General features: G+C 61.5%; 24 protein-coding genes. 8 read left to right on the forward strand and 16 right to left on the reverse strand.

Going from position 1 to position 26,584, the window contains the following annotated elements:
• The first annotated feature begins 8 nt into the window (after positions 1-8).
• The 5 genes from BSZ14_RS12015 to BSZ14_RS12035 are packed head-to-tail and all read left to right on the forward strand — an operon-like array spanning position 9 to position 10,808.
• Positions 9-2,114 carry a hypothetical protein gene (locus BSZ14_RS12015; protein ID WP_076711097.1) on the forward strand — a complete coding sequence of 702 codons (2,106 nt, stop codon included), beginning with the start codon at positions 9-11 and terminating at the stop codon, positions 2,112-2,114.
• A complete protein-coding gene (locus tag BSZ14_RS12020) occupies positions 2,111-3,616 on the forward strand; it encodes a hypothetical protein (RefSeq protein ID WP_076711098.1) in 1,506 nt (501 codons plus the stop codon). The genes BSZ14_RS12015 and BSZ14_RS12020 overlap by 4 nt, the downstream gene beginning before the upstream one ends.
• Complete coding sequence (locus BSZ14_RS12025; protein ID WP_076711099.1) at positions 3,613-9,102, forward strand: ATP-binding protein; 5,490 nt, start codon at positions 3,613-3,615, stop codon at positions 9,100-9,102. The genes BSZ14_RS12020 and BSZ14_RS12025 overlap by 4 nt, the downstream gene beginning before the upstream one ends.
• Before the next feature lie 8 nt (positions 9,103-9,110).
• Positions 9,111-9,539 carry a very short patch repair endonuclease gene (locus BSZ14_RS12030; RefSeq protein WP_076711100.1) on the forward strand — a complete coding sequence of 143 codons (429 nt, stop codon included), beginning with the start codon at positions 9,111-9,113 and terminating at the stop codon, positions 9,537-9,539.
• 24 nt (positions 9,540-9,563) lie between these two features.
• Positions 9,564-10,808, forward strand: a complete 1,245-nt coding sequence (locus tag BSZ14_RS12035) for a DNA cytosine methyltransferase (protein ID WP_076711101.1) — start codon at positions 9,564-9,566, stop codon at positions 10,806-10,808.
• Here the strand turns inward: BSZ14_RS12035 and BSZ14_RS12040 are convergent.
• The 3 genes from BSZ14_RS12040 to BSZ14_RS12050 form a co-directional block, all read right to left on the reverse strand.
• Entirely contained in the window at positions 10,805-11,752 is a 948-nt protein-coding gene (locus tag BSZ14_RS12040) for a response regulator (RefSeq protein WP_076711102.1), read from the reverse strand. The two genes, BSZ14_RS12035 and BSZ14_RS12040, sit on opposite strands and share 4 nt — an antisense overlap.
• A complete protein-coding gene (locus tag BSZ14_RS12045; RefSeq protein ID WP_083748228.1) occupies positions 11,749-14,145 on the reverse strand; it encodes an ATP-binding protein in 2,397 nt (798 codons plus the stop codon). The genes BSZ14_RS12040 and BSZ14_RS12045 overlap by 4 nt, the downstream gene beginning before the upstream one ends.
• Before the next feature lie 165 nt (positions 14,146-14,310).
• Positions 14,311-14,904, reverse strand: a complete 594-nt coding sequence (locus tag BSZ14_RS12050) for an HNH endonuclease (RefSeq protein WP_076711103.1) — start codon at positions 14,902-14,904, stop codon at positions 14,311-14,313.
• 8 nt (positions 14,905-14,912) lie between these two features.
• Here BSZ14_RS12050 and BSZ14_RS12055 point away from each other — a divergent pair, with 8 nt between their 5' ends.
• Positions 14,913-15,731, forward strand: coding sequence for a restriction endonuclease (locus BSZ14_RS12055; RefSeq protein ID WP_083748229.1), 819 nt, complete (start codon positions 14,913-14,915; stop codon positions 15,729-15,731).
• Between the two features lie 83 nt (positions 15,732-15,814).
• On the opposite strand, the gene BSZ14_RS12060 is transcribed toward BSZ14_RS12055, so the two are convergent.
• From BSZ14_RS12060 to BSZ14_RS12070, 3 genes are all read right to left on the reverse strand, one after another.
• Positions 15,815-16,993 carry a hypothetical protein gene (locus tag BSZ14_RS12060; RefSeq protein ID WP_139330425.1) on the reverse strand — a complete coding sequence of 393 codons (1,179 nt, stop codon included), beginning with the start codon at positions 16,991-16,993 and terminating at the stop codon, positions 15,815-15,817.
• Positions 16,994-18,192: 1,199 nt separating this feature from the next.
• Complete coding sequence (locus BSZ14_RS12065; protein WP_158069205.1) at positions 18,193-18,849, reverse strand: hypothetical protein; 657 nt, start codon at positions 18,847-18,849, stop codon at positions 18,193-18,195.
• Positions 18,850-18,913: 64 nt separating this feature from the next.
• Positions 18,914-20,539: an anti-phage dCTP deaminase gene (locus BSZ14_RS12070; RefSeq protein ID WP_241823739.1), complete on the reverse strand. Its 1,626-nt coding sequence runs from the start codon at positions 20,537-20,539 to the stop codon at positions 18,914-18,916.
• 120 nt (positions 20,540-20,659) lie between these two features.
• On the opposite strand from BSZ14_RS12070, the gene BSZ14_RS19665 reads away from it, so the two are divergent.
• Positions 20,660-20,833 carry a hypothetical protein gene (locus BSZ14_RS19665; protein WP_158069206.1) on the forward strand — a complete coding sequence of 58 codons (174 nt, stop codon included), beginning with the start codon at positions 20,660-20,662 and terminating at the stop codon, positions 20,831-20,833.
• Positions 20,834-21,065: 232 nt separating this feature from the next.
• Here BSZ14_RS19665 and rhuM read toward each other — a convergent pair whose 3' ends face one another.
• From rhuM to BSZ14_RS12120, 10 genes are all read right to left on the reverse strand, one after another.
• The gene (rhuM, locus tag BSZ14_RS12075; RefSeq protein ID WP_076711108.1) at positions 21,066-22,115 is read right to left on the reverse strand and encodes a RhuM family protein; all 1,050 of its coding nucleotides are present in this window, start codon (positions 22,113-22,115) and stop codon (positions 21,066-21,068) included.
• An 80-nt stretch (positions 22,116-22,195) separates the two neighbouring features.
• On the reverse strand, positions 22,196-22,591 hold the full coding sequence (locus tag BSZ14_RS12080; RefSeq protein ID WP_241823740.1) for a hypothetical protein: 396 nt from the start codon (positions 22,589-22,591) through the stop codon (positions 22,196-22,198).
• Positions 22,592-22,775: 184 nt separating this feature from the next.
• Positions 22,776-23,045: a hypothetical protein gene (locus BSZ14_RS19670; protein WP_158069207.1), complete on the reverse strand. Its 270-nt coding sequence runs from the start codon at positions 23,043-23,045 to the stop codon at positions 22,776-22,778.
• Positions 23,042-23,272: a hypothetical protein gene (locus BSZ14_RS12090; RefSeq protein WP_076711110.1), complete on the reverse strand. Its 231-nt coding sequence runs from the start codon at positions 23,270-23,272 to the stop codon at positions 23,042-23,044. Before BSZ14_RS12090 ends, BSZ14_RS19670 begins: the two co-directional genes overlap by 4 nt.
• Position 23,273: 1 nt before the next feature.
• Positions 23,274-23,699 carry a hypothetical protein gene (locus BSZ14_RS19335; RefSeq protein ID WP_139330429.1) on the reverse strand — a complete coding sequence of 142 codons (426 nt, stop codon included), beginning with the start codon at positions 23,697-23,699 and terminating at the stop codon, positions 23,274-23,276.
• Complete coding sequence (locus tag BSZ14_RS12100; RefSeq protein ID WP_076711112.1) at positions 23,696-24,406, reverse strand: hypothetical protein; 711 nt, start codon at positions 24,404-24,406, stop codon at positions 23,696-23,698. Before BSZ14_RS12100 ends, BSZ14_RS19335 begins: the two co-directional genes overlap by 4 nt.
• Positions 24,403-24,828 carry a hypothetical protein gene (locus tag BSZ14_RS12105; protein WP_076711113.1) on the reverse strand — a complete coding sequence of 142 codons (426 nt, stop codon included), beginning with the start codon at positions 24,826-24,828 and terminating at the stop codon, positions 24,403-24,405. The genes BSZ14_RS12100 and BSZ14_RS12105 overlap by 4 nt, the downstream gene beginning before the upstream one ends.
• Entirely contained in the window at positions 24,825-25,055 is a 231-nt protein-coding gene (locus BSZ14_RS12110; protein ID WP_076711114.1) for a hypothetical protein, read from the reverse strand. The genes BSZ14_RS12105 and BSZ14_RS12110 overlap by 4 nt, the downstream gene beginning before the upstream one ends.
• 3 nt (positions 25,056-25,058) lie before the next feature.
• On the reverse strand, positions 25,059-25,277 hold the full coding sequence (locus BSZ14_RS12115) for a hypothetical protein (protein WP_076711115.1): 219 nt from the start codon (positions 25,275-25,277) through the stop codon (positions 25,059-25,061).
• Between the two features lie 2 nt (positions 25,278-25,279).
• Entirely contained in the window at positions 25,280-25,492 is a 213-nt protein-coding gene (locus BSZ14_RS12120; RefSeq protein WP_076711116.1) for a hypothetical protein, read from the reverse strand.
• A gap of 532 nt (positions 25,493-26,024) precedes the next feature.
• Between BSZ14_RS12120 and BSZ14_RS12130 the strand changes: the two genes are divergently transcribed.
• Positions 26,025-26,504, forward strand: coding sequence for a plasmid recombination protein (locus BSZ14_RS12130; protein WP_076711118.1), 480 nt, complete (start codon positions 26,025-26,027; stop codon positions 26,502-26,504).
• The last annotated feature ends 80 nt before the right edge of the window (positions 26,505-26,584 follow it).

The following is a 26,584-nucleotide window of genomic DNA, read 5'->3' on the forward strand; positions in this document are numbered from 1 at the left end:
GGAGCGGCATGACGAACGGGGAGTGGGCGCCGGAGTTTCCCGCGCAGCTGGTCAACTGGGCCGGGCACCGGGCGGGTGGAGTTCGGCGGCTCTTCGACGACGAGAGCGGTCGCCCGGGAAGCGTCGTGTTCGAGACGAACTTGCTGCATCGCCTCGAGACCTGGGCCAAGGCCTATGCCAAGAGCGAGCCCGGCACGCCGCGCATCCTACTGCTGGTCGGCGGCCCGGGTAACGGCAAGACCGAGGCGATCGAGTCTACCATACGCTGGCTCGACACCGCGCTGGGAGCCAGATCCAGTCTGGTGTCCACGCTTGCCGAGGCGTTCTCGCCCGAAGACGGCATCGTGCCGCGCGTGGTAGACGTGGGCCTTCGGGAGGTCGGCGGAGGCGAAGTCGCCGGACGGCTATTGGTGGTGCAGGATGCCTCCGTCGTCACGGGCGTCGAGACCCGCACGGCAGCGCAACTGCTTTTATCCGAGATCTCCGCAGCCATCGACGATGTCGATAAAGCCTACCTGTGCTGCGTCAATCGTGGTGTGCTGGACGACGCCTTGATCGAGGCAATGGATACCGGGGCCGCGCGGGGCAGGGAGTTGCTGGAAGCGGTGGCACGTGCCGTGGGGCTGTTCCCGGAAGCCCCGCCATGCTGGCCGCTCCCGTCGTTCCCGCAAGTAGCCGTCTGGCCCATGGACGCAGAATCGCTTCTGGTTAGCCCGTTCGCCGGGGGGCCGTCGCCGGCCAGCGCTATCCTCGCCGCGGCTCTGGACGCGGAGAAATGGGCCGAGCCGGGCTCCTGCGAAGCCGGTGCTGGTTGTCCATTTTGCGGCAGCCGCGAACAGCTCGCCCGCGAGCGGGAACGGTCATCCTTGCTGAAGATACTGCGATGGTATGAGGTGGCCAGCGGCAAGAGATGGAGCTTTCGCGACCTGTTCTCGCTGGCTTCGTACCTGCTGGCGGGCCACCAAGTGTCGTCGCGGAACGCTGGTGTCCCGCCATGTACCTGGGCAGCTCGTCTCATGCAGCATGACGACCTCGCGCGGCGTCGAGGCAAGCCGTCCCGCGACACCTCGATGGCGCTATTCCAGCTGGTTACTGCGCAGTACCAGCATGCGCTGTTCCACCGCTGGGACAAGGAGGCTGGGCCATCGTTGCTTCGTGACATCAAGGAGCTGGGCCTCGAAGACGACAACACCGCCATGGGCCTGCACTGGTTCCTGGCGTCCCGGCGCGTCCAGTATCTCCCGGCGACCATCGGAATGTCCCTCGATGGCCTCGTGGATATCATGGACCCGGCGATGGCGGACCCGGACACCGAAGTTCAGGTGACCCAGCGAGCGACGTGGTGGCTGCGGGACCTCGATGTCAGGTTCAGCCGCTCGATCAGCGAGGGACTCGACTACATACGGAGGTCTCAGGTCATCCCACGAATCGAGATGGAGCTGCTCGACAGGCTCGCCACACTCGACGCGGACCTTTCCAATAGTGCGATCCGGCGTAAGCGCCCCCAGGCCGCCAGCAGGGTTCAGCGCATGTGCCGCGACTTTGCCTGTCGCATCGTCAGGCGAACGATCGGCGCGCGCACGGCCGCGGTGCTGGACGCCAGCATCCTCGCGGATTTCCAAGCCGTGGTCGAGGACAAGGCGGGAAGCGACCTCTACGACGTCGCGCGCGAGGTCGAACGCCTCCTCAACACGAACCAAGACTTCGAGATATCGCTCACCACCACCTTCGGCCAGCCACTTCCCCCGCCGATGCAGCGCGCCACCCTCGTGGTGCCAGCCCGACCGGTTAAGCCCCTCGAAGAGCATGCCGTCGATCGCCCGCGAAATCCGATATCCTTCCTCAAGGTGGGCGCTGGACGGTCGTCCCAGCCAATCGCCCTGACGTTCGAGCTGTTCCGGGCCGTGAAGGAACTCGAGCGTGGAATGTCGGTCGCCTCGCTTCCTCGCACGGTGTTGGCATTGCTTGACACCGCGCGTGCGCGGCTATCCGGGCCGATCGTGCGCGACCGCGACATCCTTGACCGCGCGCAGATACGAATCGGCGCAGGCGAGGTCGTGGTGGAGGAGCGCCGCCAGGGTTTCGCCGCGCATCGCGGAGGGACGGGACGATGAGCCTTGCCAAGTTCCGCGAAGAGCCATGGAAATCTTCCCACGAAGCCTATTCCAGCTCGGTGTTGGCAATGACGCCCGCCCCGGAATATGCGAGTTCCGAGGTCATCCTGGCCTCCCTGTACCGCGTCGCCGGTTTTCGAGGGCTTTCGGAGGGCGCAGTCCCGCAACAGGGACGTGACCTCGACAAGGAAATCCAGAAGTTTCGCAATCGCCGCCGAGAGCGCGATGGAGCGGCGTTGGACCCCGACTCCTTCCACATCATGCTCCATTCCGCATTGGAAAGCCCAAAGCTTCCGAACCAGTCTTCGAAGCGCTTCCTGCAGGTGACTCCGCTCGTGCCACAGGCCGCCGCGTTTTCGGGCTCGGCGCGCCTTGCCGGCAATCCCTGGTCCGCTGGCTCGCTCGTCCGGCGGATGGTATGGCTGGGGTCCGACGACGCAGGCGCCGCACAAGCCATCTGGGCGAGCTTGTTCAGCGCGCTGTCGGTCGACGACGATGATGACGTCTTTGCTCGCTTCCTGCAGCGAGAGATAGGGGCCTGGGTCCCGAGCCCTGAATGGCAGCAAGTGCCGCCGGGGGACGTGGGCTCGCTCTCGCCAACTGATCGCGCTGGCCTGTCTTACCCGGCAAGGCAATTCACGCACGACCTGGTCTCGGTCCTTGGCGCGAAGGGTTCGATGACCCGCCGTCAATGGACCAGCCTGTTGGAGGCAATCCTCCGGATTGGCACGGTCTCCCATGTCGTTTGGCTTTGCGACGTGCATGACCGGGCGTGGGCAGCTGCTCGCGCCGCGCTCACGGGTGGCGGGCCAACCACCATCGAGGAGGCTCAGTCGGCAATGTTCCCCGCCTCGTTCTCGTACCTTTCTTACGGCGACCGGGCCCTGCCGGCGATCAAGGACAGGGCCTCGTCCTTCCTGCAGTCGCGGATCGGCATCAATGCGGTGCTGTGGGCCCTCGAGGACGCGGGAACGGCATTCGAGGGGGACCTCGGCTCCGCGGCAGGGCTGCTCGCCCTATGCGAGGCGATCAGGCGGGCACCCACAGCATTGAACCGCCCTGGCCTCCTCGAGACGGTAGAGGAGGTGCAGGAACGGGAGAACCGAGCGATACTGTGCCGAAAGGGGATTGGGTCGAACATCATGGAATTCGCCAGGCACGTCCTTGGCCAGCGGCAAGCCGCGAGCGACATCCTCCGCGGCTATGACCAGGGGTACGCGCTACGCAAGAAGGGGCCGAGCAAATCGAGCCCGTGGGTGGTCGGCCTCGGGCCAGTCGCCGTCCTCGCGCTCGTGCATTGCTCGCTGGCTGGGACGACCGGTCCGAGGTCCGTGCGTCGCCTTGCGCAGCACCTCGCGAGCTACGGCATCTCGATCGACCATCGCGACATTGCCCAGAACGACCTCGGAAGCCAGCTGCGGATGCTCGGGCTCGTCCTCGACAGCCCCGATGCCGAGAGCGGCATGCTGCTCGTGCCGCCCTTCGCGGAGCCCGCGGCATGAACCGGCTCGCTGCCGCGCTAGCGACGATCGTTAGGTCTAGGCTTGACCAGGCCGTGGCCGACGAAGGTGCCGAGGTACGCCTGATCTTCCACGGCCCCCCGCTAGAGATACTCCGGGACGTGTTCGACATGCTCGTGGACGGGAGTGGGCACGACGGCCCTCCGGTACCGATCCTGCTCCAGGTGCCATCGCTCGCCATGGGCCAGGTCAACCCAGCTGTCGGCGCATCCGGCCATTGCGACGAGACCCACCTGTTGGTGCTACGGAATTCCCCGGCACGCCCCACCTACGTAGCCCTCGTCCCACCCGGACAGCACAGCAACAAGTCTGTCTCGACGACAACGGACGAGTTCGGCATGCTCGCAGCGAACAGCGCCGGCAACGTCCCCTTCGAGGAGTGGTGGGCCGACGAGTTCCTGCAGGAAGTCGTCGGCATTGGCATTGCGCAAGCGGGCGTCCCGGAGGAGAGCCGAGAGAGCGCACGAGTGCTGGTCGAGCATGCCGCGAGTGCCTGCGACGAGGTTGACAGGGATCGGACCCAGCGCGCCTCGGCATGGCGCGTTGTGTCGCGCGTTTTCTCTGCCTACCCGGTCGGCGACGACCTCTCTCCGGCGTCCCGCCTGAGCCTAGCATGTGGGCTGCCGCCGATGCAGTCGGGTGGCCTTTCGCCAAGGGAGCAAGTGTCGACCCTGGAGAAGGTCGCCGATGCCCTTGCCGACGGCTTCAATGCCGGCGTGGCACGTGCCCAGGAATCGGCTGCCGACGAGGACATCGCCGCGCTTAGCGACTTCCTGGCCCATCTCAGGGTCGCCTGCGACCGCCCGACGGCCTTCGAAAGGGCCGCTGCTGCCTACTACGCCCCTGCTTTCGGGTTGACCGTCATCCCGGCCCCTGCCTGGTGGACCAGTCTGACGGTCGAGAAATGGTCAGAGTTGCTTGCCGAGGAGGCGTCAGCAACGGGCGACATCATCATGGTATGCTCCAACGGCATCGTCCCGCTGGGCAAGGGCATGCCGGTCCTCGTCGAAGAGCAGGTGGAACTCCAGTTCGAGACAGTCGGGATCGATGCCTCGAACGCGGTCGTCACGATCGAGCGGACGCCGGGCGGTCGCTCCGGGAAGGAGGTTGGCCAAGTTCGCGCAGACAGCGGCCGAACATTCCAGGACGCGGCGCCGCCGGTCCACCGGACTCCCATGCGATACGTGGCATCGGCGGAGCACTTCAAGCCTGGCGCCATCAAGGTGGTCTCACTCGCGACCTGGGCGCCGGGCATCTTCGTCGCATGCCGCCTTGCCCGCAAGTTGACGCCGCCCAAGCGCCGGAAGGGCAAGGGGAGGCCTGAGTATGAGGCCAGCCTGTTGCTCCCGGGAGCCGGCCGCTACGAGTTGCTAGTCTTTTGCTCGCCGGGAATCTCGCTCGACGAGACCGCCGCTGGCAATCCTGATGATGCCGCGGAGCGAGGGGATGCCGCCGCGACACTGGCCGTGCGAACGATCCGGCCGCGGCAATACCAGGTCGAGGTCGAGCTTGACGGCAACTACCAACTCGACATCGGCTTCGAGCGCGAGGCGCCCGACGGCACCGTCTCGCACGAGGCTTGTAGGGCATTCCTGTCGATCGAGGAGTTCCAGCAGCAAGGCTGTCGCAGCGAGTTCGAGCGGCTCATCCGTGCAAACCGTCGCGTCTTGCAGCCCACGGAGGCACGGGCAATCGTGCAGCTCAACCGCAATGCAAGATCGTCGAGCCTTCAGGATTGGATGCTGTCGGCCGACCTAGCTGCCCGGTCCTACATGCCGGTCATCATCGCTGATGACTACGTTGGGTCATGGGTGCAGCCGAGCTGGTCGGAAGCCAATGGCCCAGTGTTCTCAAGCGGGCGCTTCCTGAAGGATCCGCGTCCCGCGCCCTCGGAGTTCCTGCCACCCCCCGGCTTCGTCGAGGCTCGTGTGGCCTTGGCGGATCGCATCCGGGGCGGCGGGGACGAAACGGGCCTCGTCGAGTCCGCGCAGCTCGGGAAGTGGCTCTCGACTGACGAAGCGTTCCGCGGCCTGCTGGAGCAATACTTGTCCTCCTACCAAGCCTGGCTAGCCGCAGAGCCGGACGTGGCATGCTGGGTGGACGTCATCGCGGTGACCTCGCTGCAACAAGATGGACGGACGCTCTCGCGGGTGCCAGATGCCGTCTTGTTGTCTCCGCTCCACCCCACACGCCTCGCGTGGCAAGCGATGGCGCAGATGGTGCTTCTGGAATCGGACGAGGCCGACAAGCCCTGTCCTGCCGCGAGCGTCCTGGACCCGGATTGCATCCCCGACATCCTTTCGATGGCCCTCCGCTCGCCGGCGGGCATCGACCATATTGACTTCGTCGCCGTCGAGAACGGCACGGACTATTGGTCGGTTCTGTGGAACGGGCGCCAGCTTACTGGCCTCCCGGCACGGTCCCAGATGGCCCCGTTCGGCGATGGCTTCGGCGTATCCGTTGGCGGCATCTCGGTCGGGTTCAGCGCTGCGCAGGTTGGCCGCGCGCTGGATGACGTCTCGGATCTCCTGGCCGCGAAGCCGGTCGTCGGGATCGCTGTGACCAGCGCGGGAGGAACGACTGATGCTTGCAACGAGGGCCTGATCGGCTGGTGCGCGAGCCGGTACCAGGAAGATGAGGGACGTCCCGTGCGACAGTCGGTTGGACACCGCCACGTCAACATCTTCGATGACCGCGACATCGCGTCGCGACCGGACGACGCGCGCATTGCAAACCTGTCCGAGGACACCGGGAACAAGGTCCGCTGGTTCGACGGCCAGCCAGCCGGGGTAGTGCCGGACCTGGGCATCATCGCGCAGCTAGACATGTCCGAGCCCGGTGCCTCCCGGGTCGAGAATCGCACGCCGCTTGGGCATGCAGGCCTTATCCGCCATCGGATCCGGAGGCAGCTCCCCGGGGCGTTCATCAGCGAGTCCCGCCAGGGCATCGCCCCGGCAATGTCCGGCGACGCCCTCGCCGACAAGATTGCTGCCTGCATCGCGACGATGGAAAACCTTGGAGCAGAACGTGCGGGCCTAAGCTTCGCGCCGAACGTCAACGCGATCCACGACATGCTGGAGAACCGAAGGACCGACTTCGTCGCTGTTTCCTCGTCGGCGATCGATCCAGCCTGCTTTCTCGGCGGGTGGCTAGAGGGCACGTATCTCTGGGACTACGACCTGCCATCCTATTCCCACCGGGCAGGCGATACCAACGGCTACTACCTCCTGTCGAGGGTCAAGGACGCAGACCGCGAGGCCTTGGGCAAGGCGCTCGCGAGGCTGCCGGGATGCGCTGGGATGCCCGCGGACAAAGTCCAGGAAGTCTTGCTCGAAGTGGCCCGCCGGGGGATCCCGACCATCCGCGGGCTTGCCGGCGATGATGCTGGCGCGACTGGCGATCTCGGCCTCTTCCTCGCGGTCAGGTTGCTCCAGGATCGGTTCCGCGCCATCGCCGACGTCGAGAGCCTTCTTCCAGTGATCGGCGGAAGCGGCGATGACGCGCATATCGCGATCATCGTGCCGGTCGATCCCTTTCGCGGGTACATTTCCGACATCGCCAGGACCTTGCGCAAGGCGAAGGAGGCAAGTCTCTCTCGTCCAGACCTCCTCGTCATCGGGGTCCGCCTGTCCGGCGAATCGGTGCGCATCCACCTTACGCCAATCGAGGTGAAGTGCCGGCCCGGCTCCAGCTTCCCAGCGACCGAAGTCGCCGACGCGCTCGAGCAGGCCCAGACCATGTCCCGGCTTCTCGAGTCGATGCTTCCCCATGAGGGGCAGCCGCGGGCGTGGTCTCTCGCATTCCAGCACCTCCTCCTTTCCCTCGTCGGCTTCGGCATGAGGGTCTACAGCCAGCATCCCGACGTCGTCGACCAGGAACGCTGGTCCACCTTCCACGAGCGAGTTGCCGCGGCGGTGCTGGCCGAGAATTGCCCGGTCTCGATCGACGCGCGCGGAAGGCTCATAATCGTCGACGATAGCCCTAGGAGCAGCGCGCGAGATCGCGATGGCGACGGCTTCGACGAGACCATCACGATCGGGATGCAGGACGCTGGATGCATCGTGGGCGGGGACGCAGCGCCCTTCTACGACAGCGTTCGCGCCAAGGTTGGAGACTGGGGTCTCTTGCCGACGATGGCGGCCCCGCCCACCGAAGCGCCCCCTGCGTCGGCGGGGGAATCGGCACCCGCCCCGGCGGAGTCGCTACCAGCATCGGCTGGGGCGGCATGCGCGTCCACGGCAACCCCGGAAGTAGGACAAAATCCCAAAATCGAGGAGGAGGACGCGCTTGCACTCCCCGCCAAGGCCCATCCCGCCCCGGTGGAGGAAAATGCGAGCAACGGCGTCGTACTCGAGGTCGGCAAGACCGTCGATGGCTTCCAACCACGAGAGGTATCGCTCAACATCGGCGACACGAGGCTCAACCACCTGAACATGGGCGTGGTAGGCGATCTCGGCACGGGCAAGACGCAGCTGTTGAAGTCCCTGATCCTCCAGATTTCGGAATCGACCGAGGCGAACCGGGGCATCCGACCCCGCTTCCTGATCTTCGACTACAAGCGGGACTATAGCAGCCCCGAGTTCGTGGCAGCGACCGGGGCGAGGGTCGTCCGGCCGGAGCGCCTGCCTATCAACTTGTTCGATACCAGCACGATGGAGGAGATGACTGCCCCCTGGTTGCACCGCTACCGCTTCTTCGCCGACGTGCTGGACAAGATCTACTCGGGCATCGGCCCGGTGCAGCGCGACAAGCTAAAGAAGGCCGTGCGCGCCGCGTACGATGCTTCCCTGCCGGGTTCGCCCCCGACGCTCTACGACGTCCACTCCATCTACTCCGAGATGCTGGAGGGCAAGTCGGACTCGATCATGGCCATCATAGACGACCTCGTCGACATGGAGGTATTTGCGCAGGATACGCGATCGACCATCCCCTTCGACCAATTTCTCGACGGCGTGGTCGTGATCTCCCTCGACGCGCTTGGGCAGGACGATCGCAGCAAGAACATGCTCGTCGCCGTCATGCTCAACCTATTCTACGAGAACATGCTCAGAATTCCGAAGCGGCCATTCCTGGGAACCGCCCCCCAACTCCGCGCGATCGACTCCTACCTGTTGGTCGACGAGGCGGACAATATCATGCGCTACGAGTTCGACGTGCTGCGTAAGCTGTTGCTGCAAGGACGCGAGTTTGGCGTCGGCATCATCCTCGCCTCGCAATATCTCCGCCACTTCAAGGTCAACGCAACTGATTATCGGGATCCGCTCCTGACTTGGTTCGTACACAAGGTGCCCAACGTCACTCCTGCCGAGTTGTCCGCGCTTGGGCTCACCGGATCGCTTGCGGAAATGGCGGAGCGCGTGAAGTCCCTCCAGAACCACCAGTGCTTGTACAAGTCCTTCGACGTCCCGGGGGAGGTCATCCGAGGGCTGCCATTCTTCGAGTTGGTCCAGCGGGACCAGAAAGGCTGACAGGGTGGATGGTCGACACCCTCACCCCGGCGGAGCGTTCCGAGCGGATGTCTCGCATCAGGTCTCGAGACACGTCGCCAGAAGTGGCGCTGCGGAAGGCGCTCCACGCCCTCGGCTTCCGGTTTCGCCTCGACAATCGAAAGTTGCCAGGCAAGCCCGACATCGTGCTTCCTCGCTACAAGACGGCGATTTTCGTCCATGGTTGTTTCTGGCATCGCCACGAGGGCTGCAAGGTCGCCACCACGCCAAAGTCAAACACGCAGTTCTGGATCGACAAGTTCGAGCGAAACGTCTCGCGGGACGCACGCGTCATTGGCGAGCTGCAAGCAACGGGCTGGCGCGTGCTCGTGGTATGGGAATGCGAGCTTGGACCCCGGGGCAAGGTTGCTGCGCGCGCCATGGAACTTGCCGCGTCGATCCGCGAAGGGGCGCCCTAGCGCACCCAAGGTGGGCCAGCTCGAATGGCTAGTCCGGCCAACAAGCCATTGTCGTTCATCGACGCCTTCGCGGGCTGCGGCGGCCTTAGCCTTGGATTAAAGCGAGCGGGGTGGGAATGCCGCGTCGCGATCGAGAAGGACACGTTCGCGTTCGAGACATATCGCGCGAACTTCTTGGTGGATGATGCGCCGCTGCGCATGACATGGCCGGCAGGCGTCGCTGAGCAAGCATGGGACATCGCCGCGTTCCGCGAGCAATGCCGCGACTTTGTCGACCAGATGCGTGGCAACGTCGACCTGATCGCTGGTGGTCCGCCATGCCAGGGTTTCTCGCATGCCGGGAGGCGACAAGCCGACGACCCCCGCAACCGACTATTCGAGGAATACCTCGCGATCGTCGACGAGATCCAACCACGGGCAGTGCTCATCGAGAACGTCAGGGGATTCACGTCTGACTTCGGGCGAGGGATGCCAGGCGAAGGCCGCAACTTCGCGGCGGAACTGAAGGAACGGCTGTCCACTACCTACGAAACCGTGGACACGATCCTCGTGGCCAGCGACTTTGGCGTCCCGCAGGCCAGGCCTCGGTTCTTCCTGATCGGGATACGCCGCGACATCGCGGCTAGCCTAGCGGTCGACTCCTTCTTCAGGCGATTGAAGGGGACCGCGAGCAGGTTCCTGGCATCAAGGGGCTTGCCGTTGGGCACGACATCGCGCGATGCCATTTCCGACCTGGAGGTCGGCAGGGCAGGTACCATCGATTGCCCCGATTCCTTTGGGTACAAGGCGATAGCCTACGGTGGTCCGATCTCTGCGTTCCAGCGCGCCATGCAACAGGGGTACGGTCGCCAGCCCAGCGACACACGCCTCGCCAGGCATGCGCCGGAAATAAGCACGCGCTTCGCGGATATTATCCGAAGTAGCGGGGAGGACGGCAGGCTGAACCAGGTGATCTCGCCAGAGCTGCGGCGCAAGCATGGGCTCAAGAAGATCGCGGTTCGGGTCCTCGACCCGCTCGCGCCAGCGCCGACCATCACGAGCATGCCCGAGGACTTGTTGCACTACCGTGAGCCAAGGACCTTGACCGTGCGCGAGAACGCGAGGCTCCAATCATTCCCCGACTGGTTCGCGTTCAAGGGTAAATACACGACGGGTGGCCTGTCGCGGCGGACCGAGATCCCTCGGTTCACGCAGGTAGCCAACGCCGTTCCCCCGCTTCTAGCAGAGCAGATCGGCGAGTGTCTGGCTGGAGTCCTTCGGACTGGCTAGGCGGGGCAGGCGCCATGAATCGCCTCGCAGATCGTCCGTAGCGCATCGCGCTGCCGTGTTAGCTGGCCGCGGAACTCGACCATCCACGCATCATCGATCTCAACGTCCGGCTTGCCTTGGCGAATGGCCCGCAAGGAGGCATTGTTCCCGTCGTCCGTCGTTGCCCGGGCGTGTGCGAGCAAGTTGCGCTTCGCTATGACTTGTGCCTCGTAGTCGGCGAAGACCTTGCAGGCATCATGGTTCTTGTCGAGAGCCATCTCGCCGAGCTTGGAAACTGCTTGCCACTTGTAGGTTGATCCAAAGATCATGTTGTCGGTCACGATGCCGACGACGTCGCTGCGACCGATGAGTTTCTCCAGCGCCGCAATGTTTGTCCGTTCGTTGTCGAGGAGCTTTTCGACGCGCTCCCGGCCCTTGGCGACAAAGGCATCATTTTTTGACGCAAAGGCCTTGGCGAGTATTTCCTCCATTAGCAGGTCCATCTCCGCCACCTCGGCCATCGCGATGCCTCGCATGTGGTTGAGATCGACCGCCTTGCCGACGATCGTGTCGGCAACGCCGCGCAGCACGTCGTCGAGGTCATTCGCTCGCGAGGCGATGAACACGCCATCGACGTGGTGCTCGGCCATCCTGGCCGCAAGCTCGTCCCGTGGACTTGTCGAGTAGAAGATGATGTCGGTGTATTTCAGGCGGCGGCGGACGGTGCTCGCCGCGAGGGCGCCATCGAAGTCGCCCTCGCCAAGCTTATAGTCGACGATGGCCAGATCGATGTTCCGTCCCTCGGACTTGCAATACTCGTCGATTCCCTTGGCCGAAATATCCTTGGCAATCTCCACCTCGAGCCGGAAGCCTTTGTCCTCCAGTTCCATGCGCAGCATCTCGATCGCCTCCTCGATCTCGCTAGGCTGGTCGTCGATGACCAGAAGCCGGAAGTCTAACCTCATGCCGGCAGCCTGATGCGAATGTGGGCTCCCGGGTGTGCGTCGTCATACGGTTCGGGCATCGCTTCGATTGTCCCCCCCATCGTGCCGACGACCTGCCGGACATGGTGAAGGCCAAGGCCCGATCCCGCCTTTCCCGTCGTGACACCCATCTCGAACATTGAATCGAGCGGCTTCAGCGACTTGTTCCAGCCAACGCCGTCGTCCGCCGCATCGATCACGAGCACCTGCTTGCCATCCCGCTTCTCGACTGACAGCGCCAGCAAGAGCGAGGATGCTTCCGCCTTGCCTGCGTTTGATACGAGGTTGTCCACGATGATGCCCACCTCGATCGGCTTGAACGTCCGCTCGAACCCCTTCTCTGCTCCCTTGACGGTCGCGCTCAAGCCGGCGGGTGCCCACGAATTTGCGATTGCGTCGGTGTAGTCCCGGATGAACTGAGCAAGGTCGTCCTTCCGGGACGACGCTTGCTCCTTGTAGCCCCCGCGGCTTGCGAAACGCGCTGCCGTCAGGATCTGGCTGTTTCGGAAGGACACGGACTCGAGGAAGCCAAGCACGTCCTCCTTCTTGACCTCGGCAGCACGTCGCAACTTCCCCGACATGAGCTTGATGCTGTTCTGGATTGCGGCGGCGTGAATGCCAATCTGGTGATGAAGGTTTAGGATCGTGTCCTTGTCTAGGGCCGCGGCCGACATAAGGAAGCTGTTACGGCCGCGCTCGTCGTCGAGCATGCCTTCCAGCGTTGCTACTTCGCCTTCCGCCTTCAAGGCGCGCGCCTCGGCACGCTGCTCGGCCTCGCGGGCCTCGGCCTCGGCTACTTGCAACGCCTCGATGCGCGCGCGGGCGACGTCGACGCTGGACAGCAGCTTCTTGTTGCCTGTCTTCTCCGCGAGCAACTCCAGCGCCCGGAAGGAATCTAGGAATGACTCCGAGCGCTCGTCCACGATGCGCACGAGGTCAGGATTGTAGTGAACGACTTCCACGCCTTCAGTAGCCGCGAGGCGCGAGACGAGCTGCGCAATCTTCGCACTGCTCGCATCGAGGCGCATCCGGGAAGTGCCGGCCTCATCCTTGTCGAAGTCATCCTTCCAGGAGATGTCGACGACATAGCGCTCGAGCCGCTTGATGCACTTGTCCACCACGGCCTCGACCAGCTGGTCGACGTGCTTCGTCTGGATGAAGCCGCCAGCCCTGCTGGTGGCCTCGTCGAACCCGGGCACCCCCAGGACGTCGACCCGTCCAACCAGCTCGCGAGTGCCAAGGAAGCGCCTCTGGCCCTGTTGCTTCCGCTTGTTGAGGCCGAAGAAATCGTCGTCCTCATTCCCTATCGGGAACACGCGGAAGCCGTTCCGGAATGCAAAGATCGAACCGAAGTTGATCGATCTCACGCCCATTCGGCGGGTGAACGTCACCTTCGCGCTGCGATTGAGGTAGTAAACGTCGGCAGAGAACCCTGCGTCCTTGAGGTGCTTGTACGGATTTGCCTCTCGTATCCTGTAGACGATGTCCCCGCGGTCCTCGAGTTCCGTCTCCAGCCGATCGCCACTCTCGATGGCCTTCACGCGAATGACGGTCGTCCGCTCGGCGAGCGCCTTCAGGATCGAGTTCTCGATAATCCCATTGACGACGAAGCCCGCGGGGTCCTCGGGATCGCGCTCGGCGTTGAGGGCCTCGATCTCCGCGTCTTCCTCGGCCTCTGCCGCGGCGACGATTTCGATCGTGAACTTGTCGCCCTTGGTCGAGAAGGGATTGATGAGCTTGCTGAGGGCCCGCCGAAGGTCGAGTAGCTTCTCCCGGTCCCATTCGGATCGAAGGCGGCGGATGACGAGGCTCGTCCCAAGGCCCGTCGGGGAATGATACGCCTCGGGCGGGAAGACGTTGGCCGAGCCCAACCTGACGCCTACTTTGGCAAACTCCTTCTTCGGGTCCTTCTCGTAGTCGCGCCAGTCGACCTCCAGGGTCTGGATCTCCTGGCCACGGGCGCGGCTACACAGAAGGAGGGTTTCGCCAAGGCTATCGCAGGAGAACCGGCCTACTCCCTTTGCTCCCGCGTAGACCCTGCGCGCCTCGCCGATTTTGTCGCGATAGTCCTGATCCTCCGTCCCATCCCGCTTCGCGGAATAGGCGACGAACAGCCATTTTTCGAGGACGTCGGCTCGGCTCATGCCCTTGCCGTCGTCAGATATAACGATCGCATCCTCCTCGAACGCGACGACGACCTTCCTTGCACGTGCGTCGAATGCGTTCTTCACGAGTTCGAAGACCGCGACGAAGTCGTCGGTGATGAGGTCGCGCCCGATCAGGTCCTTGAGGCCAGTACTGATCCTGAAATGCTTCAGGACAGGCTTTGCAGGGGCCTTTGCGGCGGGTTTTCGGATCGTTGTCCTCGTTGCCATCCTGTACCTGCCAAGTCCTAGACAGGGGTCCGCCGCCCACGCCAGGTGCCGCCGGTACTGACTCGCCTCCCACGCACTTACTGATTGCGCTGGAATGCCCCCAATTTACGTCGTGCCATGATGACGCGGCATCATCGAATGGGCAAGTTCCGATGTCGCCAGCGTTCATTGCCCGGCGGCCAACAGCTCCGCGCCGAGTTCCGAAGCCAGGTCGACGTAGAAGTGCTCCGGCATGGCACGCCAGATCTCGTGCATGAAGCGAAGCCGGCTGAACTCTCCATCCGCGACTGCTTCGAGTAGCGGTTCGTATCCCTGGTAGGCGACGGAGAAATGGAGCAGCTCATCGCTCAGGAAGTAGAGCTCGTCATGCACAAGCCCGCGCTTCGTCGCATCGTCCATTAGTATCCCGAACAGGAATGACCATTCTTCCTGATCGTCTCCCTGGGCGGCACCCATCGGCAAGGCCGGATTAGGGCGACCGTTGAACATGGCATGCACCAGCTTGTGGCACGGCCGACAAAGCGAAATGCCATTTCCAAGCTCGAGCCCCGCGAAGGGCACAAGCGTCCGGCGCATCACGTGGTGGGCTTGGATTCCGTCTTTCTGCCCGCAGTTCAGGCATCGGTCGCCGTCACGCGTCTTCACGAAACGGCTCCAGAGACGATGAAGCCATCCAACGGAGCGGCCCCCGGCTATCGCCCGTTCGAGCGCCGCCCGGCGACGGATGATCTCGCTATCGCCTTTCTGGATTTCCGACATGCCCCCTTATGACCGAAGCTGCCGACATTCTGTATTGCAGATCGTGGCTATTTCGCGTCCGTTGCGACGAGCGACGACGGGAATCGATGGAAGCCTGGAAGATCTATGAGCGCATGATCGCGCAACTGTTCGCCGACCAGATTTCGACAGGGCTGTGCGTCACGCCTAATGCACGCATCATGGGATCGCGGAGTGGCGTCCTGCGACAGGTCGATGTTCTCATCGAGCCGCGGCATACTCCCGACGCCCTCCGTCGATCGATCGTCGAGGCGAAGCGGATCGAGCGAAAGATTCACGTCAAGGACGTGGAAACGCTTCTCGGCATGATGGACGATGTCGATGCCCGGCACGGCTACCTCGTCTGCCCGACTGGTCATTCCGATGCGGCCTTGCGGCGCGCTCAGGACACGGTGCGCATTTGCTTGGTCCCCCTCGACCGTATCGCGGATTTCGACCCGACGGAGTGGCCGGAATGCCTTGGGCCATGCAAGGGCGGCAGGATCTTCTGGGATGGCTTTCCCCAAGTGGAAATGAAAGCGGCCCAAGCCGATGATCCCCTCGGTCGCGTCAGGCTGCTCGCCTATCCGCAGAAGGTCGGCAAGTGCGACGTCTGCGGTGCCTTCCATGTCCATTGCCTCAGTTGCCGTGACACGCTGCTCGTTGCGCACGAAGTTGGCGAGGAAGACGTTGGACATCAGTGCTCGTGCCGGCTTCCGTGGTTCTGGCTGGGGTCGGTCGAGCCGGACGAACTCGGCCGGCGATCCGCAGAGCTTCATCTCATACTTGGTTCGGGAGACGTTACCACTGTCAACCGGCGGCCGCTCTGAAGCCCGGAGGACGAGGCCGACCTTGATCCTGCTCGCGGCCATGCTCTGGGCTTGCGTGCCGGCAATGCCCGATGGCTTATTTGCTAAGTGGCGCTCACCAAGATGCCAACGCCATGCCGCTGAAGGACGTTGAGATATCGGAGAGCCTGCGCATCGTTCATTTGCCGCTCCGCCCGCTCGAAAAGTCGGAATGCGACGCCGATCGCTAGCCCACCTCCAACGCATAGGAGCATATGCTTGGGCGACACCGCGGCAATCATGGCCCCCGGGGCTGCCGCCTTGACACTGTCCTTGAACGCGTCCTTCAAACTGTCCTTTAATGACGCGCCGGCCTCTTCGCCGAAGATCTTTCGGAAGGACGGCAGGCTGTTCCGCTTAGTCGCCTCCCACCGCTCGACCACGTACTGGGCGCGCTCGGTAAGGTGTTGCGAGATGACTTTGGGGTCCGTCATCTCGGTCGGGATGGTTCTGGCGAATTCCTCCACGCTGTCCCGGAAGTCCGAGAGAGCCTCGTGCTCCTTGCTAAGCATCGCCAAGCTTCCGGCATCCAGTCGCGACAGATCGCAATGTCGAAATATGACCGCCTCTGCGAGTAGTTCGCCTTTGCGGCTGAGGACCGACGGCCGCTCGCGAATAGGCCTCGCGGTGACGCCCGAAAAGATGTCGCCAATAGGGCGCTTAATGGTCTGCGCGTAGAGATCGGGGAATTCCGTCACGAGCCGCATTCCGCGAGCCTGGGCGGCAGCGAAAGCAAGCGCAGACATCACGGCGTCACCGATGACGCGGTGCATTTCAACATAACCCCCGTAGTCCGGTTGGTCCGGCTCCCAAGCGAGTCCGTTCTCGCGCAGCTCATGAAGAAGCCGCGGCGCGAACTTTTCGTGGTGCACCTGCGTGGTTCCGCGCATGCGCCTTGCCCAAATGTCGCCTTCAAATCCGCGGCCCTCTAGCTCCAGTTGTGTCGCGGATCTGCCGAAACGGCGGCGCAGCGCCTTGCCTTCCCGAGAAAGTGCTGCCTGCACGTGATCGAGGAGATCCTCCTGAAGATGAGGCGGGATGTCGTGGGGATGTATCGAGCACAGGAGAGCTTCATCCCTCGCACCGATAGTGTGCGCGAAGACATCGATCTCTGGGTCGTCCTCGGGGGCATCGTAGGGCCGTATGCGAGCAACGTGAGGAAAGAGCAGCAGAGTGCTCTTCAACCAGTCGACGTCGCGGACTCGGATGTAGGGATAATTCAGCGCGTCATGGATTTCAGCCACGTGCTCCACTCCCGTCATTTGCGTCGTTCAGGTCTGGATGCGGTCTCTCACTTGTCCGAAATTTGTAGCCGTATTTCGGACAATCCAGCCCGGCCCAACCGACATTGGATTTTATGCCATGGATATACCATGCGCTTGGCTCAGTCATAAAGATTGAGGCCATTACTCGACGCATGGAGATCCTCGCGCGCGCATGGTCTAGGATCGGGCATCGCTCGAGCCGGGCTTGAGTAGAACGTCCATCCAAGTCCAGCCTTTTCCACGGATTCAGATCGTGCTGATGATGCCTTTGGCGACTTCACAAGTCTATGATTTTACTGCGAAATCAACCGCTTAGCTGCCCAGCGATCAAGCTCTTCTGGGCATCCGTTTCCGACCTTGAGATTGACGGCAAGCTGGCTGCTTTTCCGAGTTAGCTGGTAGCCGGGCGACGAAAGGGGAAGGCACGCCGAATCGCCACTCTCATTAGGTCGAAGAACAATGCACGGTGTTCCAGCCGGCATTGGTTCGACGCCAAAAAAGGGACCGAATTTGGTGTGGGCCACGCAGGGGCCACGGATTAAAATGCTGGCCAAAAGCTAAGCTTTTCTGCGGTCTGCATGAACAATTGTGAGTCCTGTAAGCGCACCATCTCTCTCCATGAAAAGTATGATTTTACAGAGGGTTAGTCCTCCTCGTTGCCGGAGCGCTCCCCTACCCGTTCCCTCACAGCAAGTTCATTAGAAGCTGTTGGCGGCGGGTTCAGATACTCGACTCCGGGGATGGCGAGGCATAGTCTCCAGATGGAGGAGACATTGATGTCCGAAAAGGCGCCTTCATCTCGCACTGGTAATAGCGCACGGCCACCTGCTCCGCCATGCGACGCAGGTCTCGGTCAATTCTCAGCCCGACCAGCTGCTCCACCTTTGTCAGCTGCTGCGCCGCCGCCGTCGAAACCGCGTCGCGGATGAGCGGTCTCCCTGTTTTGCAGGCAGGATGCAAACCAACAGTCGGAAAGGGGATTTATGCCGTACGAAAATAAAGGAAATATCGGCTCACTCGAGCAGCGTAGTGCGCGCCCCTTATCTCCGCGAACTGATGCTGCCCGGGATGAGGCAAGCACCCGGCCAGCGCCCCCACCCACGACCGGGTCAGGTGAGCAGCCAGCTAAGCCCAGGCGATAAGCGTGGGTCAGCGACCGACTTACATCCCGGATACGTCTAGGCCGTTGCCTCCCCCGCCGGCTCCGTCGTCTCCACCGCCCCCGGCGAAGCCCGCCCGTTAGCCTCGGTCCAATAGCGGATCTCTACGCGCTTTACTGCTGAGGCAGGAATGTATGTGATTTTGTCGCCCTGCGTTGGGTGACGGACGTCCTGATGATCAATCCATTCCCCGTCACGAAATTCGGACGTGACATAGAATGCTACGCCGCCATCAGCGCCAAAAATGCAGGGGCCGTGCGGAGCATCGGCGTAAGGGCGGGTATCGTCACACATCAGCGTCCGCCCACCTTCGACGTCGATCACCACTTGGGACGGCCTGTACCTCGTATCGGTCGCCGTAATTGATAGCCACGCCGTTGGTATGTCGTCTGACCAGCTGACCCGCGAGTTGCGCATAACCGATTGCCAAGCCGCCATTCCAAATAATCGCCAGCAAATGCCCGCTACGAGGCTCAGGGAAAGCGCTACCAGGGGTGTGAAAACGGGATGCTGATAACCCCACTTCATGATCGCGGTCGCAAATAGGCCAAACGCGAACGACTTCAGCACGGTATCTGCCGCAGTGTGATGCTGCCGGATGCCGGTATATGCGATCAGGTATGCGAGGTAACCACTGACAATCGAAACCTGAACGGCCACCGAAAGATTAAACAATGCGGTTGGATCAGTTGGCACTTTTTACCCCGTCAGTCGGTATAAGATAGATTTCGCCATCCTGTCACTCACCCGACTTATTAGGTCCAAAGCGCCACCAACTTTTTGATGGCGCAACCGGTGGTTCTACTGCCTCCGCTGCGGTTGGGCGCTGCATGTGACCTATAAGTTGAGCGACCTCAAACGCCTCTAAATCCAAATAGGTTGGAGCCGGGACATCGATCATCGGCCTAGGCCCTTGATTATACCAAGACAGAGCAACGCCGTCTTTCTTTCTTTTCCCTTTTTGAAATATATCTCGATAACGAAATGGCGAGATTCCCAAAAATGGCATGAACGAGACTCTAGTCATGCTTTCTCTCTCAATCTCTATCTCATGTTCATGTAGCTCCTTCGCCTTACTTTTTGGGTAAGGCTCCATATAAATTACTTTTGCGATCCCAGACGCTAAGACATGTTTAGTACAATTGTGGCAAGGAAATGTGGTGCAGTATAGTGTTGCGCCCTTAACAGGTCTCCCAAGTCGGGCGGCATCACAAATCGCACACATTTCAGCATGCACGACTCGCCCGTACTCTGTTAAATCTGTCACGGAAGCCCCGTGCAATGCTCCAGTTCCAATAGGTGAATCATCTACAGGAGATTTTTTTATAAGCGCGTCTACGATCTGCGCAGAGCTTCCATACGCCCTTGCTTTTTCTGATAGCAATTCCGCACGATCTAAACGCTCGAGAAAATCCCTAATCACCTCACGTTTCAAAACATCATTTGGGTCATGCCCGAGCTTAACGTCACGATGATCGGGATCTTCACCGTCCCAATATGTACCGCCGAACGCCTTCGGCACTTCATTACACCCCTGAGTTATAAGCTCACCTTCGTTGGTGAAAATTGCCGCACCAACCTGCCTCGAAAGATCGCTAGACCGAAGCGACGCTGACTTCGCGGCATACATCCCATACTCTGCCTTCGTCGGAGCAATGTCATTTCGGCCGAAAAGCGCTTCGACAAAGCGGACGGTCTTAGCGTCCATTTCGGCCTTATTGATCCCATCAATAAAAACGTCGGCTAGATGAAATGTCTCGCGAAGATGCTGGCCATGCGCATCGCCATCTTCATTCATGTCCCGAAACATAAGGCCGTCCGCTTTGGCACTGATGACATGATCCAAAACATCGAGCTGCAGGCTGCGTTTTAATTTTGTTTCAATAATTCTCTTCCGGCTTTCCGCTGATCCATATGCCGATATCAGTATAAACTGACTACCGTAAACTCTACGCAGCAATTCGACTTCTTCGGGACGCTTAAGCTGCCTAATTATATAGGCTGTCTTCGGTAAAACTTTGAACGTACGGGAATTATCCGGAGAACTCGCGAATCTCGAGCCGTCATTAAGTTCATCATCACTACTAGCGGTTGCTCGATAATTTATAATGGCTCGTATAGCCATTCTCATTAAAGTGTCGGGGGCGTGATTGACGCGACATACGGCACTCGCATGATCCATCTTGTATTTCATAAGAGCTTCGTAATCTGGGTTAACCGGAATTGGGACCTCGGTCGCCTCGTCCTTAATTTCATCTGTGATACGAATTGTTACGGTCTTGTAGTCAACGGCATCCAACGAGTGTTCAATCGTACGAGATATTTCGTCGATATCGATGCCGATGGGACCTGCGATGCCAATCACGAGTTCTGGATAGCGTATGGCACTCGACTCGACTGACATTCGAAACCTCCCCGCATTCTTTGCTGGCGAAAAGAACGCGGTTCAGGCATCGAAGGCAAGCGGATTTAGGGGAGACGTTTCATGGCTAACACGGATCAGCGGACGCTTCTGGTTGTCCATGAGGTTTCCCGCACTGCCAGCCGCTTAGCCGAACGGATGGGCTGCGAATACGTTTTGGACGGTAAATGGCGTCAAGCGCTGGATGAAAAGCGGGGATTTGCCGGGCCGAGCGAGAAGCCTCGAATCCCGGCCTGAAGCCCACAAAACGCCTACCTTACACGACCACCATCGCCTCGATGATCGCCTAAATGGGCACGCCGTGACGCAGGTGCCGCGTCGTGCGGCAGCGGCGCTCCGCTCTCGGCATAACTCAGCCCGGTCACCTGCTCTTCGCCAGCACGAACGCGATGAGTAAGCCGCCCACGGCGATTAGACCAGAATAGTCGCGCGTCGTCTCGGTCGCCCCCAGAATCATGCCGCGTCGCTGCTAGCTACGACGTCGCCCGCTCGGCAAAGCTTTCTCCTCACTCCGAAGAGCAGCAATCACTCGATCTGCCTCAGCTTGCCGCTCAACCTTCCGTTTGGTGTCGTAGAGGCCGTACTGCTGCTCTGCGTGTCGCTTCGCATCGGTCATGGAAACTCGGCCACCCGAAGAGAGCACCACCCGTCCAAGGGATTGGAGTTGCCGATCAAGCAGCTGCTTCGCATCTCGCATCATGACAAGGCGACCTATGTCTGCCTGATCCTCGAATATATCAAGCAAAATGGTAGTGAGCCGGTTAAGCTCCTTTATCTCCGCATCGCCTAAATAATTCTTTGATACCACTACATCGTTCTTACGAATATTATCGTGAGGCCAATTCGTGAGGCCCATGTCAGGACGATTGGAATTTGCTCGGTCTTTAATTAGTTCGGCCGGCGTATGAGAGGTTACCGCGTAGACAATCTTTGCCTGCGTGGTACGATAGAAGTCGCGCCAACCCTCAGACTCGCCGTCATAATCTTGGCACATCGCACAAATTTTGCGCAATTCACGATATACGTTAGCCTCGTCGGACCGAATGTCGCGGATGATCTCGCGGAGCTCAGCGATTCGATCGACGTTTTCCGGCTGCTTGAGCCGCACGGCATCGATCACGAACCCCTTCGTCGCGAATTGAACCAGCTTATCAGTCGCCCATCGCCGAAAGAGAGTCGCCTGAGCCGACGACACGCGGTACCCGACCGAGATCACCACATCTAAGGTGTAGTGCTCAATCTGGCGCTCAACCTGTCTCGCCCCCTCCTGCCGAACTTGTGCGATTTTTGCACTTGTTGACGGTGCATCAAGCTCGCCCTCGGCGTAGATGTTCGCAATGTGTTTGGTGATCACCGATCGGTCGACGCCAAAGAGGCCCGCCACCTGCGCCTGCGTCATCCACAGCGCATCGCCTTCATAGCGGATGTCGAGTCGAAGCCCCTTGTCCGTGCTGTAGACAAGGAAACGGTCTCCAGTCCCCTCATCCTCCTGCAACGTCACAGGCTCTAACTCGACCATCTACGTCTCTCTCATCGATTCGCGGGGATGGAACAATCGATGAACGGGATGACGAAAACAAGCCGTGTTAGCCGACTTGGCTAGCTTACAAACATCGCCTCAACGATCGCCTGCATCAACACATGACGCGGCACCGGCACCCCCACCGACACATAGCCGGGGTTCTGCGCTGACCGCGTCCCGTAGAGGTTGATCCACTTCCGCCCATGCTGCCGCCAGGCACGCTGGAGAGGCACGACAGGCAGTAACAAGCACATCCCGGCAGGGGCATAGGCGTACCCGATGAAGTCCGCGGCCAAGGGCTTCTGAATCCACCCCGGCACCCGGCGCGCTTCGTCCGACCAACGCTCCAGCAGGACATCGGGCCAGTCGTGCATCCGCACCTTCTCGTCGACGGTATAGGTCCGCCCGCAGGACAGGGTGAGCAGCCGGTCTATCCCGCCTCGCTGCGCCCATCCATCTTCCCGCACGGCCACCGCTGACACCATCGTCGGGAAGGCGCGTCGGTAAAGTGGCAGCCACCAATCCGCGTCCACGAATCTCTCGGACAGCGCCAGGCTATCCCGGAAGCGATGCACACGCGGAGAGCCCGCCGCTCGACGATCGCGAGCGACGGGCCTGTGTTCCATGCGCCGGGACGGGACCGGCGGCGTGATCGGTTCAGGAGTGAACGTCATCCGCCTCCGTGGGGTCGTCTTCTTCCAGATCCTCGGGCTCGAGGTCCGTATCACCGTCCAGCTCGTCCATGCGATCAATCAGCCGTTCGGTGATCCGCGCCAGTTCGGCACGGGGCAGGGAAGGGATGGTGGCTAGCACTGCGTGAGGTGATGCGACCCGGTCCAGCCGATGCCAGGGACGGCGGCGCGATCGGCGCCAGGGCATCGCGCGGTTGGCGCTGAGTGGCGGGGTGACAGCTGCATGTCCCATCATGCCGCCTCCCCGTAGTGCCGCTGTTCGATGGTCTGACGCACCGCTTCAGCCCGGTCAGGATGCCCGACGATCTGTGCCGTGAGCGGCGTCAGGTCATCGGAGGGGCAGTCCTGAATGACCAGCCACAGCTTGCGGTCGGACGTCAACGCATAGCCGCCGCCGATCTGGACGAGGCTATGGAGCCAGGCAGTGGGGTTGAACGGGGCGGGGTAGATAAGGGTGGCCATGTCAGTCATCCTCCCCCCGGAGGCGGGCAAAAGCTCGCATGAGGTCAAACTGCTGGCCAAGGTTTAGATTGCTCGCCTGAACGGTCGCGACGGCTTGGCGATGTGCGGCGCTGCCCGCCACCACGCCGGGCGCCAGTTGCTCCAGTATCTTGCCGATCAAGGCGGGCTCTAATGAGCGAAGGATGGCCGAGACAATTAGCAATTCGGGGGTTTGAGAGATTGCGGACAGCTCGGCCGCCAATCGGTTAGCTTCACGCTCCTGATGATGCTGGTATCGTCCAGAAAAGAGGCCGTTCTTACGTGCTGCCAGCGATGCTTGTCGCTGTTCAGCAAACCGAGAGTTCACGACCTTGCGGGGGGCAGCAGTCGGCAGGGCAACAACATTTCCTGATGCCAGGACAGCTTTTGATAACCGCGCCATGATCATGCTTCCCCAGTCAGGCGGCGGACATCCGCCGTGATGGACGCCAACACGAAGTCCGGGTCGCCCTCGCACCCGACCCGATCGACAAATTCGAGCTTGGTCAGGATGTCGGCCATGCTGCTTGCGGGCATCGCTATGGCCGCGCTGCGCAGGGCATAGGATCGATCGGCAAGCGTCGACGACCGAGCAGCAAGGCGAGCGACCTGATGACGCTCGACAATCTCGGCTTCGCGGGCCTCCCGACGCGCGGTCTGTGCTGCGACGATAGCATCACGCTCATCAGCAAGGGCAACAAGTTCCAGACGCGCCTGACGCCATTCGGGATAGTCCATGTCGCTGGGCTTGGGGTCTCGGACCATCTGGCGGGCAGACGCGACCGAGCTGGCCCGTGCCGTGCTCAAGCGGACGGGTTCACCGAACAAGTTCACATAGGTCGTGGCCACCTCGCGATGGGGCGGGGCTTCCTCGACCGGGAGCGCTGCCTTTTCGGCGGTGCAAGCCTTGCGTGCAGGCATTTCCACTTCCTCGTCGAAGCGGTCGCATTCGGCTTCTGCGCGATCCCGCAGAACGATGGTATGGAGCAGTCGTGGGTTCACCCCGTTGTTTGGTGCGAGGTCGTGCCGCGCACCAGCGACAGCCGGGACGGCGGCGGCGAGCGCGACGAGGCCAGCGCTCCCGAACAGGGCGCGACGGGTGGTTTCCGTGGTCATTGTCCTGCCTCCATCGGCTCGGAATAAGTCGACTGAAAAAGACCGACGATGCGGCCCATGAGACGTTCGCGCAGAGCCTCGGTCTTATATCCGAAGTCGCACCAACGAGCTGGCTGCGCGCCAGCAGCGATCGCTTCCTTGACCCATTCAGGCTGCGCAACAGGGCCGACGCACCAGCCCGTGATGCCGGGCCTGAAGAACGTCTCGTTGACGCTGTAATGCCCAGGCGAAGAACGCCACTCCATCAGAAACAGCTCGCCTTCACACGGATCGGTGTCGGACGGATCGATGATAGCGAAGTCCCCCATGTGGAGATGGGGTGCGTTGCGGTCGTCCGTGATAGGATATGCCGCGAGGCCCGCAGGTACGCGGTCATAGACGATGAACGAGCGCAGGCCTGGCTGCTGAGGGGCGCTGGTCATGCGCTCTGCTCCTGCGAGATGCTGGAAATCTCTGCCTCGATGGCATGCAGACGCAGCTGAAGCTGATGAAGCAGGGTCGCCCCGTCGTTGTGTGCGTCGTGAAGACGCGGGTCAGCCGGTAGATGGCCAAACGAATCCATGGCGTCGATCGCGCGGACGGTCGCCAGCGATAAGTTCAAGGCGTCCTGCAAAAGGCCGCCGATTGCAGTGGTGCGGGGATCGGCCATCGGTCAGCCTTCCCGCGCCATCAGGCAGCCGTTCGACGGGTGCCGGGTGAAAAGGCGCTCGCAGGCGTCGGCCGCGATGACAGCTTCGATCGCACGCTGCTGACGGGCATTGGTGGCGCGGTGTTCACCTGCCAGCGAACGGGCATAGGCGCCGGGGTTCCCGGTGCGCAGATGCAGGCGGGCCATATCAACCACGCGCGAAGTGATCTTGCTCAATGCCATGATCAGGCCTCCATCGCTTGAGCGAGGGTCTCGACCCGCGTCAGGCCCAGATGCGGCTGGAACTGATAGAAGCGGTTAGTCGAGGGCTGCCACAGCGCCCAGATGTCAGGACGCCCGTCACCGGGGGTCAGGACGCGCGCCTTGACGACGAGGCCTTTGATGAAGCCGACATTGACGAGTTGGCCGGCCTCCCAGCGCTGCTTGGCCGGACGCATGCGAGAGGATATGGAGGAATAAGCCATTTTCGATCCTTCCGTGATCGTTTGTGGTCAGGCCGGGGCGGAGAGGTAGGATTCTCCGCCTCAGCCTACTGATAGTTTTCATATCACCAGTAATTCTGGCAATCAACTCAAAAGTGATCTAATAAATATCACATGATGACCGTTGAGCAGTGCCGGGCCGCGCGATCCCTCCTAGGTTGGTCCGCTCAAGAACTTGCTGACCACGCTGGCATCGGGGTCGCCACAGTGCGCCGCTATGAGGGCGGAAGCCCGATTGCCGACATCTCGCTCCATGCAATGTCTGGAGCTTTCACAGGCGCTGGGGTGGCTCTGATCGATACCGACCAAAAATCGACAACTGGCGGCGTTGGCGTCCGTTTGGCGAAAAGTATCAAGGCATGACGTCAGATTCGCTACTAGGCTTAGCGAATTGGGTGGCCTCAAATTTATTTCGTCAAGTCGCTGAGGGGGGTATGGCATATTCCGGCGCCGTCAGCGACCATATTGCCACAACGGGGTATGTGGCATGGCAAAGCACTATGGCGTTCTGACGTTCGACAATCGCGGTCCTATTAAGTCGTGGAAGCGGATGGCGTCTGTCCAAAGGCATAACGCGCGGACAGAGGAACTGCCCCATTGCGATCCGGCGGCACCGGAGCCCTTTTTCCTCAGGGGCTCGGCAAGCCTGGTTCAGGACGCGCAACACGAATTGTGCTCGCGCGGGCTCGATCCGCAAGCTCTTCGGGCCAACGGCGTCATCGCCCATGAGGTAATCCTGACCGCGTCACACGAGTATTTCGCGCAGGGTGACGAAGCGGAGCGAAACCGGCGCCTGTGGCATTGGGTTGCCCGCGCCTATCTGGCTGCTATCAAGATCTGGCGGAAAGTGACCATCGTGCAGATGGTGCTCCACCTCGACGAATACACGCCACACATCCACGTTGTACTTATGCCGCTGGTTAGAACCCGACCGAAAATTAGGTTGAGCGATTTCAGTCAGTTGTGATTCACCGGGTTTTGCGAAGACCTTGGAGAGCACATGGGCTGGACCGAAACCGCTCGTCGCGAGCATGACAGAAGTAGGCT

This window comes from Sphingomonas sp. Sph1(2015) (assembly GCF_001970915.1).
Classification (GTDB): Bacteria; Pseudomonadota; Alphaproteobacteria; order Sphingomonadales; family Sphingomonadaceae; genus Sphingomonas; species Sphingomonas parapaucimobilis.